Origin of the sequence: Aetokthonos hydrillicola CCALA 1050 (assembly GCF_017591665.1) — a bacterium.
Classification (GTDB): domain Bacteria; phylum Cyanobacteriota; class Cyanobacteriia; order Cyanobacteriales; family Nostocaceae; genus Aetokthonos; species Aetokthonos hydrillicola.
In genome coordinates this window covers 69,077-82,981 of sequence record NZ_JAAKGC010000016.1, presented here as the reverse complement: position 1 = coordinate 82,981, position 13,905 = coordinate 69,077, and the positions used below count along the sequence as shown (strand labels likewise).

Annotated in this window: 13 protein-coding genes and 1 tRNA gene; 4 read left to right on the top strand and 10 right to left on the bottom strand. The window is 40.3% G+C overall.

All coding sequences use genetic code 11. The features are described from left to right. Positions 1-250: 250 nt before the first annotated feature. Positions 251-865 carry a TetR/AcrR family transcriptional regulator gene (locus G4P69_RS10835; RefSeq protein WP_208346806.1) on the top strand — a complete coding sequence of 205 codons (615 nt, stop codon included), beginning with the start codon at positions 251-253 and terminating at the stop codon, positions 863-865. Positions 866-869: 4 nt separating this feature from the next. Here G4P69_RS10835 and G4P69_RS10830 read toward each other — a convergent pair whose 3' ends face one another. Further along, positions 870-1,349 carry a hypothetical protein gene (locus G4P69_RS10830; RefSeq protein WP_208349730.1) on the bottom strand — a complete coding sequence of 160 codons (480 nt, stop codon included), beginning with the start codon at positions 1,347-1,349 and terminating at the stop codon, positions 870-872. A 170-nt stretch (positions 1,350-1,519) separates the two neighbouring features. On the opposite strand from G4P69_RS10830, the gene G4P69_RS10825 reads away from it, so the two are divergent. Beyond that, complete coding sequence (locus G4P69_RS10825; RefSeq protein WP_208349701.1) at positions 1,520-1,756, top strand: hypervirulence associated TUDOR domain-containing protein; 237 nt, start codon at positions 1,520-1,522, stop codon at positions 1,754-1,756. A gap of 18 nt (positions 1,757-1,774) precedes the next feature. Here the strand turns inward: G4P69_RS10825 and G4P69_RS10820 are convergent, their stop codons facing one another. Both G4P69_RS10820 and G4P69_RS10815 read right to left on the bottom strand, forming a co-directional pair. Beyond that, the gene (locus G4P69_RS10820) at positions 1,775-2,011 is read right to left on the bottom strand and encodes a CDGSH iron-sulfur domain-containing protein (RefSeq protein WP_208349700.1); all 237 of its coding nucleotides are present in this window, start codon (positions 2,009-2,011) and stop codon (positions 1,775-1,777) included. A gap of 287 nt (positions 2,012-2,298) precedes the next feature. Beyond that, positions 2,299-2,796, bottom strand: a complete 498-nt coding sequence (locus G4P69_RS10815) for a hypothetical protein (RefSeq protein WP_208345154.1) — start codon at positions 2,794-2,796, stop codon at positions 2,299-2,301. A 426-nt stretch (positions 2,797-3,222) separates the two neighbouring features. On the opposite strand from G4P69_RS10815, the gene G4P69_RS10810 reads away from it, so the two are divergent. Beyond that, the gene (locus G4P69_RS10810) at positions 3,223-3,390 is read left to right on the top strand and encodes a hypothetical protein (RefSeq protein ID WP_208345155.1); all 168 of its coding nucleotides are present in this window, start codon (positions 3,223-3,225) and stop codon (positions 3,388-3,390) included. Further along, positions 3,378-5,627, top strand: a complete 2,250-nt coding sequence (locus tag G4P69_RS10805) for an AAA family ATPase (protein ID WP_208345156.1) — start codon at positions 3,378-3,380, stop codon at positions 5,625-5,627. The genes G4P69_RS10810 and G4P69_RS10805 overlap by 13 nt, the downstream gene beginning before the upstream one ends. A gap of 105 nt (positions 5,628-5,732) precedes the next feature. Here G4P69_RS10805 and G4P69_RS10800 read toward each other — a convergent pair whose 3' ends face one another. The 7 genes from G4P69_RS10800 to G4P69_RS10770 all read right to left on the bottom strand — a co-directional run bounded on the left by G4P69_RS10800 (position 5,733) and on the right by G4P69_RS10770 (position 13,873). Continuing rightward, on the bottom strand, positions 5,733-6,977 hold the full coding sequence (locus tag G4P69_RS10800; protein WP_208345157.1) for an MFS transporter: 1,245 nt from the start codon (positions 6,975-6,977) through the stop codon (positions 5,733-5,735). A gap of 247 nt (positions 6,978-7,224) precedes the next feature. After that, positions 7,225-7,298, bottom strand: a tRNA-Pro gene (locus G4P69_RS10795). Positions 7,299-7,346: 48 nt separating this feature from the next. Then, positions 7,347-7,712 (bottom strand): DUF1818 family protein, encoded by a 366-nt coding sequence (locus G4P69_RS10790; protein ID WP_208345158.1) that lies wholly within the window; start codon positions 7,710-7,712, stop codon positions 7,347-7,349. A 100-nt stretch (positions 7,713-7,812) separates the two neighbouring features. Beyond that, positions 7,813-8,532: an NB-ARC domain-containing protein gene (locus tag G4P69_RS10785; RefSeq protein ID WP_208349690.1), complete on the bottom strand. Its 720-nt coding sequence runs from the start codon at positions 8,530-8,532 to the stop codon at positions 7,813-7,815. 638 nt (positions 8,533-9,170) lie between these two features. Further along, a complete protein-coding gene (locus tag G4P69_RS10780) occupies positions 9,171-9,680 on the bottom strand; it encodes a hypothetical protein (protein ID WP_208346233.1) in 510 nt (169 codons plus the stop codon). Between the two features lie 184 nt (positions 9,681-9,864). Continuing rightward, positions 9,865-10,101: a DNA-directed RNA polymerase subunit omega gene (locus tag G4P69_RS10775; RefSeq protein WP_208346232.1), complete on the bottom strand. Its 237-nt coding sequence runs from the start codon at positions 10,099-10,101 to the stop codon at positions 9,865-9,867. A 112-nt stretch (positions 10,102-10,213) separates the two neighbouring features. Beyond that, positions 10,214-13,873, bottom strand: coding sequence for a WD40 repeat domain-containing protein (locus G4P69_RS10770; RefSeq protein WP_208349687.1), 3,660 nt, complete (start codon positions 13,871-13,873; stop codon positions 10,214-10,216). Positions 13,874-13,905: the final 32 nt, after the last annotated feature.

Genomic DNA, 13,905 nt, shown 5'->3' with positions numbered 1-13,905 from the left:
GGGCACACCTTGCTTGATTTTGCCATGAACTTGTGCAACCCTCTACTTAGATTGCTTAGTGAATTGGTATACGAGAGAAAGGTTTGAATGGAATGCTATTTTGTGGGATGAACTCGAACATCAGAAATCGATTACAATATTGCGAAATTAGTTGAATACTTGCCAACTTTACTAAACCGTATGGTAAAGTTACGAGCAGTAAATTCAATAATTTTCTTAGAAATTCTCGTTTTTTCCTCTTTCTCGACCAATGAAACCCACGAAAGCTGAGCTACTACGACCAGATTCTGAAAAAGCCGAAACGATCTTAGCAGGAGCTAGGCAGGAATTTATGGAACGTGGATATGCGGCTGCCAGCATGGATCGGATTGCGAATGCTGCAAAGGTTTCTAAACCAACGCTCTACAGTTACTTTCAAGATAAAGAAGGATTGTTCACTGCACTAATTGAACAATTATCACAGGGTTGTCCACAAGAGTTATTGTGGCTCCAAAATCCGCATACTCTCGAAGAACCCCCTGATATAGTGCTGCAACGTCTGGCAACGAAGATACTAGAGCAGTTTACAGGAGAGCAGCCATTATTTTTTCTAATTCGGATCATGATTGGAGAATCGGGACGGTTCCCGAGTTTGGCGAAGGCTTTTATCAGCAAGTTTGAAAAGCAAAATATCCACATTCTCACAGAGTATCTCACCGCTCATCCCCAAATTTCTCTTCCTGATCCAGAAATGGCTGCCAGAATTTTTATGGGAACTTTGATTCATCACATCATCACTCACGAGATTTTGCATGGGCGGGATGTTGTAACAGTTGAGCGCGATCGCTTGATTGAAAGTCTAGTTACCCTAATAGTCAAAAAATAGTCTATTAATTACCGATAGGTTCAGCCTTTTCGACTGAGTTATCATCAATTCCTAAAGTAAGTTGTAAAGGCGTGTGGAATGGGTATGCCTTCACCACCTGCCTATAAACATCATAATTTGTGGGTAACGTTCTCCGCTGGTTACCGATTGTATAAGTCAATCGATACTCCACAGATTTTAACAATTCCGGCTTACTTGCTTCTCGTTGCTGTTGTTTCCGTTGTTCGACTTCATCTACTGAAGGTCTTGGTGGTAAAATAGGCCACCATAACCCCCGGTCATCGGGACCAACCACTGCTCCTTCTGGCTTCAAACCATTACGATTTAGTAAAGAGGTGGTGGAAAAAGTTTCAAAGCGTGGCGATGTCTCATTAGCTAGGTCATCAGCGTATTTTACTTGCCAAGCGTAACGAGTGAGCGCTGCGGCTTCATACTGCTCCGTAGTTAAGGTAGTGCAACCAATGAGCGTAAGCGTGATGAGCATCAGTACCAGAGGCAAAAAGATTAGCTTGTGCAAGACTACTAGCAAAGTCAACGACTTAATACAAGTACTTGGAAAGCTCATTATCTGTCAATGGGTCGATGGTTGCCTTTTTAATACTAAGCATAATTTGATCTAAGTGGAAGTCACAAACCTCAAACAGGAGATCAATCATGACTGAAGAATTTAAAAAAGGCGATAGCTTCGCTGCTGCGCGGAGCGCAGATCGCGTTGAGTGGAAAACAGCACAAGGGAATACTACTGGTAAGGTTGAGGAGAAACTCACCTCACCCACTGAAATTAAAGGACACCACGTCGCAGCGTCAGAAGATAACCCAGAATATCTCGTTGAAAGCGATAAAACTGGAAAAAAAGCTGCTCACAAGCCTGATGCCCTTGATAAGATATGAGGCTTTACGGTTTAAAAATTAAAGCTTGGCGTGGGAACCATCACAGTATGGGGAATTGCTTGTATGTTTGCAATTGCATAATGCTACTGTTTTTGTCTCAGTAACGTCAAACGCTAGAGGTGTAAAGTCGGTACCTTTGTGAGAACCATTACAGAATGGTTGATTACTCGATTTGCCACAGCTACACCAATGATATTGACCTGGTTCTAGTTCTAATACAGCAGGTTTTTTCTCTACAATTATAGGTTGACTCATAGCAGTTCCCTCGAATTAAATTTTTCCTTATTTGCAAATAAGCAAAAGGGATTAACGGGAGAAAATGACGATCAATCATGTATCCCATCATCCTTTTTGCGTGTTATTTAACTTTTAATTGCTAATGTTAACAATTGTAAGGGTCAAAACTTCGGTATAAGGTTGTATTTTTTTTGTCTGTTAATAAATGTTACGGGGACTGTTAGGATTTTAATACTCTCGGCAAAAATGTAGAGCGTACAGCCGTACGCCCTACATTAAAGAGTCAACACAATACTCAATATTGTTTAGTCATCTTTTTCACCTGATGCCTTTTTGACGTTGATCACTCCTGAATTAGTATCCAATACATTGGTATCTAGATGTCTTAAATCTAAAATTGTGTCAATCGTGCCATGGAGGTAATAATCGTTGTCACCAGTTGTTCTACCTTCGCCGACATCAAAACCACTACCGCTAGTAAAAGATTTTGTAGCAGGATCGAAACTGAATTCTAAATATGGATTCACACCAGTATCTTGTCCGTCTTTGACGAGAACGTAACTTTTTAAGAATTTGTTAGCTGGATCGGAGAAAGAAATTTTGAGAGACTCTAGGTTCGTGTTTGTGATTGTGGAATTCTTTTGTTCTTCTTCATAGCTAAATGAACCTTGAGCAGTATAACCTCCATTCCCTTTCCAGCTGAAGTCGAATGTAATTGCCATTGCTGGTTTAGCTCCTATTAGTCCAATGCACAGAACAGCAATAGCTAAGAGCGTAGTAAAAAATGGCTTCAGTTTTCTCATAATTTCCCCTTCTCAATTGTTCATTAACACCAATCATTGACGAAATAGCGGGCTATCTTGACAGACTTTCAAAGGTGGAAGTCGCAAGTATAATATCATGTTGGGTAATTAATTGTTTGCAAATTGCTGTAAGTCAGCCAGCCAGAGATTTAAATCGCTGGCTGATAGCTAAAGTCCTCTCAAGAGGACTGCTCAAGGATTTCAGTCGATTGAAATGGACTTAAGCTATTAGCCCTACACTTAAGTGTAGGGCGGGATATCGGGCTGATTCTCAATGGTGCAAGATGTCAGTTACGGCTTCGTCTAACACACCCCACCGTAAGTTTACATTTCTGAATTTTTCTCGCCGCCTAACATAAATCAGGAAAATCAGTAATACTGAGTGTAGATCTCTAGAAAAGCGTTCTCATTGACTCATCGATACTAATGAATATCATTAACACAGTTAAAGGTGTTTTTAATGCTGCTACTCCTTGGATAACCAAGAAAGCAAAAGCAAACGAAACTTTAATTAGATTATTCCAGGAGTGGAAAATTGACCTGACTAAACACCCAGAGCAAAAATTTGACATTATTTATGCATGTGCTTTGTAGTTTACATCTCTGAGCAAAACACAAACCTGGCAAAAACAGATTTTTTTCAGAGGAAAGATGAGGCGCTGTCTGGACTTCTGGAACGTGAAGAGATTAAAAAAGCTTTTGATGAAGCATTTTATCAAAATAGTTATGATGTTGTTCTTTCTAAATTACAGCAATCCGTAAACTGGGAAGAACAGGATTGGAACACTTTAGGGCAAATCGTTCGTGAACTAAATATTGATATAAATCAGGTATTATCCGAATTTAGAGACACTTTTATCAAAATGGTAAAGCTTAGCCAGACCCCATCTGATAGGCTAATGCATACAGACATTGAAGAATTACTAGTCAATCAAAAGCTAGATAGTAATACACTTGATAAAATAGTAGAAAAGCTTACATATCTTGAGCAATTTTTTCCAAAGCCGTCAGATCTTAAATCAATTGACTCGTCTTCCTATCCTGGAGAATTTGAAGCCCTCATTCAAGAAAAGATCCACTCTTTCTGTGGTCGTGAATTTGTATTCGATGCTTTTAACGAATTTCTCAGCAAATATCCTAAAGGTTATTTTACGGTGGTAGGAGATGCAGGGATGGGAAAAAGCGCGATCGCGGCTAAATACGTTGATGAACACAAAGATATCTGCTACTTTAATAGCTTTGCAGACGGTCGTACTCGCCCAGAACAGTTCTTGGAGAGTGTTCGTAAGCAATTAATTAACCGTTACAATTTAAAAAATACAGAAAATGCTGATTTAGGGAACTTGCTCACACAAGCTAGTCAAAAGCTTGCTGATGGTCAGCGTTTGGTGATATTGGTCGATGCACTGGATGAAGTCGAGCAAAAAACAGGAGGAAATCTGTTAAACTTGCCGAATGTGCTGCCAGATAAGACCTATTTTCTACTGACCAGAAGACCTTATATTTCTAGTCAAAAGCGGTTATTTTTATCTCCTGGTATTCCTGCTAAAGAATTAGATTTGACAGCAGAAGAGTACATGCATTTAAGCAGAGAAGACGTAAAAAAATATCTTCGTTTCTCGCTGGAAAATGACACAAGTCTGTATAAAGATGGGTTGAATAAATGGATTATAAATCGTAAAGATAAGATTACTACTGATGCTTTTATTGAACAAGTTGCAGATAAAAGCGAAAATAATTTTTTCCATCGCCACAACCGAGGTTACTTTACTATTGTTGGTGAACCTGGTAGCGGAAAAACTGCTGCTTTAGCTCAGTACGTGCAAACAAATAGTGATGTTATCTATTACGATGCACAACTTGAAGGCAAAAATCATGTTGAAGCATTTCTCACAACTGTTTGTACGCAATTAAGCGATCGCGTACACAATTCCCCTAACACCCCTCCCCAACCTTCCGCGCAAAATTCACCCCAGGTTACAAACAGAGTTAGCAACGTACTTCCTGAGAGCGCTACACAAGGAGGCTCGTTTCTCTCGCTTCTCCTGCAAAAAATTAGCGATCAGCTAGAACCTCATCAGCGGTTTATCATTGCTATTGATGGTTGTGATTCGATTGATCGCAAAAGTCAACCCCCTGGTTCTAATCTCTTTTATCTCCCTCGCTATCTTCCAAACGGTATTTATTTCCTTCTCACTCGTCGTCCCTTTTTGAAAGGAAAATCTGGTTTATTAATCGAAGCACCATCCCAGAATCTTAATTTAACAGAATACGCACAACAAAACACAGAGGATGTGCGAGCATATATCTGGCAATACCTTACTCCTGAACTTTCACTAGAAACACACGAAGAAGCACCAGACTTGGAGAAAAGGTTAAATCAAAAATCTTGGCTACGTACTCACAACGTCACTGAAGAAGAATTTTGCGATCGCCTCACCGCCGAAAGTGAAAACAATTTCATGTATATCAGCACCATCATAAACGCTATTGCTGAGGGTGTTTACTCTGAACCTTGGCAACGCGATCCACTACCTTCTGCTTTAGAAGTATATTACCAACAGCATTGGCAGAAAATGACGGCTGAAGGTTTGTCTGATATTGCACTGCAAGTGCTTCGGGTTTTAAGTTCTATAGAAGAGGGAAAAGGAATTTCAGCTAGTGCGATCGCGGAAATTGTAAATCAGGATGAATACGATGTGGAGGAATTGCTGGAAAATTGGTTTGAGTTTCTACATTACGAAACTATAGAAGAAGAACCTTATTACAGGTTTTATCATTCGAGTTTTCAGCGCTGGATTAGAGACCATTTATATGGTAGGGTGCGTTAGGCGCATTATCAAGTATCATTTTTTACCTATTCACCAATTTTTGCGCCGTAACGCACCGATATTAACGGTGTATTAGCGGTGCGTTACTTCGTTAACCCACCCTACTTAAACTTCTTGTGGCTCTATAGATTCTTGCTCTAATTTAAATAGAGGGATTAAAAACCAGCAAAACATTGTAAATACGGCGCTGATAATGACAAGAATATAAACTGGAACTCCCCAACCGTATAAGTAACCCCCTAAAATAGGCCCCGGTTGCCTAACTATTTGATACACTGACTTCAAGATTGCATATGTCGAACCTTCTGCACCAACAGGACAAGATCTGGCTGCAATTTCTAAGACGCCTAACATGGACACCATGGAAAAAAATCCAAAAAATAGACTAACGAAGATAGCAGTTGGTGCATTGTATATAAATAGTAAACCAATGGTCGAGAGGGTTGTTAAGCCAATTGCTAGATTTAGCAGCAGACGTCGAGAAATTCTAAAAGCAAACATACCAAAGGCGATCGCGCCTAAACCATTAGCCAAAGCTTCAAATGTCCCCAAAATCCCTATGAATTGAGCGTCAAACTTCAAAGCATCCTTGTAGTAATATACAAGGTAATTTACCAACGGCGGGATGAGAGTAAATTCAAGGCAAGCAATAAAGCCCATAACAGCGAGAAATTGTCGCGACTTGACTGCTGACCAAATAGATTTCACACTAGTTTTAACTGAAACAGTTTTTCGGTGCTTTTTTTCATTTCTAAGTAATAGAAAAGTTCCAGCTAACCCAACAAATGGCACAATTGCTGTAAGCACAAATGCGAGTGATAAATTAGAATTTTGAGCAATCCAACCTGCGATATAAGATAGCAAAGCTTGACCAAAACTTAGAGCCGTCCATTGAGCTGCTTGTAAACGAGCCGTGTTGTTGAGAATCCTGCCTTGAACGACCATGATTTTATCTGTAAATACGTCGCTAAAGGCTATAGCTAGATTTACTAAAATTAACCCTGTTGCTAGCTGAGTGATCGTGTTAACTTGTAATCCGGCTAATCCTAATAAAACAACAAGTGCTAGAGAGTAGCAGATAAAAAAGTAGCTTTTGAACTGATAGCCAAATATAGAAAAAGCGTCTCCAATGATTCCGTAAAGTGGTCTAATTAACCAGGGAATAAAAATAAAACTACTGAAGGATGCTAACTGTGCTGGTGAAAGTCCAAGATTTTGTTTGAGATAAATAGTAACAGGAAGACCAAAAAGTCCTGGATTACATCCGTAAGTTTGAATTAAGTAAAACAGCATCATGATGCAAATCAGTTGCTGCATTGACATTGCATCTTCCTTAGTGGTGTTAGACATTCGTTACCTAATTTCATTGAATAGCCAAACCTCATACTACGGAAAACCACAAGGTTTGACTACTTCACTTTCAGCTTATGTCTTTAGGAAGAGATGTAAGAATAAAAGAATTCAGAATACAGGAGTCAGGAGTCAGAATTCAGGAGTGAGAATGAATTCTGACTCCTGACTACTTTATAAAGTAATCTAAATAGGGCGAACGGCGTTCGCCCCTACTAGTCTTAATTTTTTGACCGACCTGTAAAAGTCGGAGCGGCGGGATTTGAACCCACGACCTCCACTACCCCAAAGTGGCGCGCTACCAAGCTGCGCTACGCCCCGTCATCTATAAGATGATAGCACAAAATTGAAAATACACAACAGCGAAAATTAAAAAACTTCGAGACTTCCAGCAGCTTGTAACAACTCTGGAACAGCGGAAGCATCCCATTTACCTTCTGCTCCACGCTTTGTATTTAGAATAAAGCGCAGACTATAGGCGTCAGGATACCCTTCTACTTCCATCCATAGTAAATTGCTTTCAGCTTCACAAGCAATTTTTTCTTCATCCATCAATTCATCTGCAAGTTGCTTCATCGTGTCTGCTAGCTGTAACAGTAAGCGACAAAAATCATTCAACTCTGGTTCAGTTAACTCAATTGCCCAATCATCTGTACCCACCAAACCTTTAAATTCTGGCGCGGCTGGATTCCAGCCGATACGCCAACCAGATCCACTTTTGAGTAAACGTTGCATAGGGACAGTTATCAGTTATCAGTTATCAGTTAACACTGCACCAACTGCCTTGCTCTCTGATAATTGTTTACTGTTCACTGTTTTAAGACTCCTGAATTCTTTAATTGAATTTTTTTTCAAATTCGTTTTTCATTCTAGCGTTTACGGTTAACCACAATGGGGGAGTCATTAGCGTCAAAATTAAGAATGCATCTGGTTGTGGTAAATCTTCCATATAGAGAGAACCAGTGAAATCTAATCTGAGTCTCGTAGTAATTAATACTTTAAATTGGGGTAGCTGCGGTGGTAGATAAGGTTTTATCTCACTGTAATCTTTCACATCGTCCAGAACCACTAGAGTATTTGCCTTATGCCAAGATTCCCAGCACCAACGCACTTGTTCGGGTGGTTCCAAATCTTCTGGTGGTCGTAAACCCAAATATGTGTGAGCAAAGTTTAATATTTGCGAGCCAATATTTTGTTCTGGTCCTTGTAACCAGCAAATACCTCCAGGATAATTATGCAACTGCAAATGCAATAGGGAATACTGAATAGCTAATTCTGTTTTCCCTACTCCACCCATCCCTTCAACTGCAGCGATTACAACCTCGTTATAACATTGCAATTGTTGATGCAAGTATTCTAACTCTCTATATCTTCCAATAAACTTATCTGTGCTACTGTCGGGTATATTTTGGGAAATACCTACGGGTTTGGGAATTTTATCCAAATTTACAACAATTCTGTAAATTTCTGTAAGATCCCCTGTGGTAATGTCACCATCAGTCTGCGCATTTTCAAAAATTTTTTGAACAACTTGAGCGTCTGGAAGGGTATTCATGGGCTTAATTATAGGTGCAAATCTCCTAGCAAGCGACAGTCAACAGGAAGGAGGGTATTTGGGAAGTACCGCCCATTGTGAAAAAAAAGATTTGTATTGTTCGGTGCGGCAGGAGATATAAGGCATTAACCGCTTCAATCTCAGAGATTCAATTCTAGGAAGACTATCGACCCCTGTTTTTCAGGGGATGAGTCTCCAGACAAGGCACGCCACACCCTCTGAATGCATTTCTCAAACCAGAGAATCATACGAGTTTATAAGTATTCTTGCATCCCCCAAACTTCCTAATTACGTTAGGAAGAAAGTCATTCAGTCACCATGACTTTTTTCATGTAAGTAACAAAATATACTTTTTTGTTCAGAACCCTCAAGCACTACACCGCAAATTTTTCAGTAACAATGTACGGTGAGAAGAAAGACTATTTAGGTATAATAGACATCTCCAGAAATTGATGTAGGGGCGTAGCCTCTGGCTTCTCGCAGAGTACGGCGTTCGCCCTTAGCAAGGATTTCAAGGAACGCATAATTAATTTTCACCAGATGTCTAATAAAGTAAGTAAGGGATTTTGACAGTACAGGGTAGCAGATGTAGGAAAAATTTTAACCTTCCAAAAAAATCTTGCTGCAACGGGGTGATATCATCTATTCGGTTTATTAAAAGCATTGACCAAAGCTTGTACTAAAGCATCGCGCTGACGACGATTCAAACGACTAATTGCAGCGCGATCGCCATCTATAGGATTTTTCTTCAATGTGTCATTACCTGGATAGCTACCATCGTACATAACTTCGTTTGCTCCCAAGTAATCAGCCAATGTTAGCTTCCAATCTAACCGATAATTTGCTGGGCGACCTTTGAGATAAAAATGATACCTAATCATGCGACTTACCAAGGTGTTATTTTCAGCAACCTTTCCGGTGTCCTTGCTGATGTACTTATTTTCTCGTGGTAAGTCAGGTAATTGTTGATAAACTTGCTGCCAAACATCACTGGGAATAATGCCTACTTGTGCGAGTGCAGATTGGGAACCTAGCGAACTCGTGGGAATTAATCCACTTATCCCTGAACCCAAGACAATCACACCAACCGCAATTAAAGCAGCAATTTTGTACCAAGGCTTTTTTATAAACTGTGAATTTTTGAGCATTCGTAGGGAAGAGGGAGCAGGGAGCAGGCAGGGCGCAGGGGGAAGGGAGCAGAGCGCAGGGGCGCAGGGGGGCAGAGGAGCAGGGGAGAAAGGTACTTTATTCAACAAAAATTATCTGGCTTCTGACTCCTGACTCCTGACTCCTGACTCCTGACTTCTGACTCCCGACTCCCACTGAAGTTGTTTACATTTCACCAATAATTTCTGGCTGAGTCAGTTCATCAGACATTTCGATAATAGCCCTTAGTACTGGCTTCATCATTGCATCTTCTGCACTGTCGAAATCTTCGTAACGCCTACGCTTAGCACGATTTGCCACTTGAACCGTAATGCGGTAGCGATTGGAAGCTGCATTAATGAGATCCTCAGCGCGGTGCATAATCTGAGATTGAGTTGTGTCGAACTTAGAACGCTTGAGCATAATCACTGGTTCTTAGGGTTATTCCTCAGTTTAGCAGTACTTATATTGAATTGGGTGGTTGAGGAATACTCTTTGGACTCGTGACAGGCTGCAATAATTAATGACATTCATCTTAACTATTTATTGCTCCAAGAGCTTTCAACGTTCCAGTAGTTCCTTTGGTTAAACCTGTAGCACCAGTAATGATCATCCGTTCGTAGGGTCGATCAGAGCGAAGAGTTTTTAGGTACTCGCGTGTCTTCACATTCCAGAGCATAATCATTCCATCTAAGCTGCTAGTAGCCAGCATTTCTCCATTGGAGCTAAAAGCCACTGACGATATCCAACTAGAGTGTCCTTGTAAGGTTTGTAAGCATTGACCTGTATCAACATCCCATAACTTCGCGGTTTGATCATGACTACTAGTAGCCAGCATTTCTCCATTTGGGCTAAAAGCAACTGAGGATACCCAACTAGAGTGTCCTTGTAAAGTTTGTAAGCATTGACCTGTATTCACATCCCATAACTTTACAGTCTGATCACGGCTGCCACTAGCCAGTATTTCTCCATTTGGACTAAAAGCAACTGAGGATACCCAGCTAGAATGTTCCCGCAAAGTTTGTAAACATTGACCTGTACCTACATCCCATAATTTGACAGTTTGATCATGACTGCTACTAGCTAAGATTTTTCCATCTGAACTAAAAGCGACTGACGATAAACTGGTATGTCCCTGCAAAGTGTTTAGGCACTCACCAGCACTTATATCCCATAACTTCACGGTATAATCATTACCGGCACTAGCTAAGATATTACCTAAAGGACTAAAAGCAACTGACAGTACCTGATTTGTGTGTCCTTGTAAGGTTTCTATACATTCGCCTGTGTAAAAATCCCATAACTTTATAGTACTATCTTCACTGCCACTAGCCAAGATTAAACCTAGAGGACTGAAGGAAATTGACGATACGCGACCTGAGTGTGCTTGTATAGTTTTTAAACATTGGGCTGTGTGAACATCCCACAACCTTAGCTTACAGTCTTCGCTACCACTAACTAGAATATGACTATACAGACTGTCCGCATAGCTTTGCGGAGCAAAGGCAATTGAAAATACGCGGTTTGTATGTCCTTGCAAAGTTTTTAGACATTGGCTAGTGCGTATATCCCACAACTTTACGGCTTGATCGTAACTGCCACTGGCTAGGATCTCACCTTCACGACTAAAAGCAACTGACGATACCCAGCTAGAGTGCCCTTGCAAAGTGTTAAGGCATTTTCCTGTGCCTACATCCCACAATTTCACTGTTTGATCGTAACTGCCACTGGCTAAGATCTGACCTTCAGGACTAAAGGCTACTGACGATACCGAATTAGAGTGACCTTGCAAAGTGTTGAGGCATTTTCCTGTGCCTACATCCCACAACTTCACTGTATGGTCATCGCTAGCACTAGCTAAGATCTGACCTTCAGGACTAAAGGCTACTGACGATACCGAATTAGAGTGACCTTGCAAAGCCTTGAGGCATTTTCCTGTACCAACATCCCACAACAGGATCAAGTTGTCTTGGCTGCCACTGGCTAAAATGTAACTCTCTGAACTGTTGGCGTTGCGTTGTGGGACAAAGGTGAGCGCTTGTACATAACCAGCATGTCCTGTTAAGGTTTTCAGACACTTACCATCGTTAATATGCCACAATTTGATTGTCTGATCGTAGCTACCAGTAGCCAGAATCTCACCATCTGGACTGAAGGCGATCGCGTACACATAATCGGTGTGCCCTGTTAATGTTGTGAGACATTGACCAGTATAAACGTTCCATAATTTCACTGTTTTATCAAGATTGCCACTAGCCAAAATATTACCAAGCGGACTAAAGGCAACTGAGAATGTCCAGTTAGTAGACCCCTTACAGATAACAATTTGTTTCCCGCTCTGGATTTGCCACAAGTGAATTTCGCCATTAGTATCACTCGTCACTAAAAGTTGACCGTCTGGACTAAAGGCAAGCGACAAAATACCACCCAATTTTTCCGCAAAAACAGACTTAGTTAGATCTGAGTTAGAGAAATTGACATGATGCAAATTGACATCCTTTAGGTAGGCTTGCCAGATAGTCAGATTAGAAAAGTCGTACCCAGTTAAATCAATCTTTAATTGAACTAACAAATTAATAATATTTCCACTAGCATATCCTGGTATGATGTAAAATTTTTCTCGAATTTTCAGCAAAAGGTTATTGATTTTTTTCTTTATATTTTCTTTCGAAACAAAGTTGATAATTAGTTTATCAATAAGGGGCTGTAGAATTAGATTATTTTGAATTTCCCTAATATAATCTTTTGCTTCAGCTTTGATGAGAGCATGACTTATCAATAAAGACAAATTTTCAGTTTTAATCTCTTCAAAAACCTGTTCCAAGAATATTTCAGTTATGTAATCCATGACTACAGTTTGTAGTGTAAAACCTGCTGAACATCTCTCAACTAGCGAACGCCTTCTAAGAAGCTCCATCGCTTCGAGTAATCTCGGTCGTGATACTACAGTTAAAATATCCTCTTGCAGTTCCAGAGATGAAACCGGCTCTCGATTGATCGCTAGCCAGTACATAATTTGCTTTTCTAGCTCAGACAGGCGATTATGCTGCTGCTCCAAAAGATTGCGAACACCATTGAAAACTGTTATTCCTTGTTCTATAAAGTTAGCAATATTACCAGCAAATAAATCTCGAATAGAAGCAGAAACTATTTTTAATTGCAGGGGGTTACCACCATAGTATTTAATTAGTCTTTTCCTTTCACCCTCACTTCCCAAAAGACCCTTTAATTTCAATATTTCTTGCCCTTCCACTTCACTTAAACCGGTTAGTTGTAGCGAGCGAATGGATGATATTTCACCTTCTAATAGTGCAATTTCTTCAGGCTTCTCTCGACTCGTCAGTACTAAGCAACTTTGATGATGTGTTTCTCCAACTCGTCTTAAAAGTTCACCATATCCCTCGTATCCAGGAAGATAATGTCCAAATTCTTCGCCACCACGTAGAATTGATTCGAAATTATCTAATACCAGTAAACAGCGTGAGGAGCGTAGGTAATTGATTAATACGGATACTCTATCACTGATTGTTTCTGGTAAATCAGTATTTTGCTGGCTAGATAGAAAATAAATCAGTTTTTCCAGCATCTTGTCAACAGGTGGTGCATGTAAGAGCGATCGCCAAATGAGGTAGTCGAACTCATGCTGCATTTTTTCTGAACTGCGTATAGACAAAGCACTTTTACCAATTCCCCCGATCCCGAAAATTCCTACCAAGCGACAGCGATCGCGCAAAATCCATTGCTCTAGGGTAGCGAGTTCTGCGGTGCGACCATAAAAAACTGATACGTCAACCGCCTCTCCCCAATCTTGGCGGGGATTGGTGTTGATCTCTTTATGCTCCACAAAAGGAGGTAATGTCGTTGCTGGATCTACTTGTGAAATTGAGTTAGATGGTATTGTTTCACTAGACTTGATATCTACAACCCTTTCTAAGCGCCATTGTCGCTCCAGTGCACTCTTAAAGTTCTTTTTACTGACTTTCTCACCTAAAGCATCTGAAAGCAGCTTCCACAGCCCCGATCCTACGTCTTGAGTTAGGTACTTAGCACTATAGCCATAAACGTCTGCTATTTCGTAATAGCTCTTACCTTCCCATGCTCCCAAAAGTATTGCTGCTTCTACATCTTTCAGATTTCTTTTGGTTTTTGCTAAAACTGCGGTATTTGCAACTCTAAATGCTTCTTCAAAATCCATATATTAATATGATGTATTTTATATTTCATTGC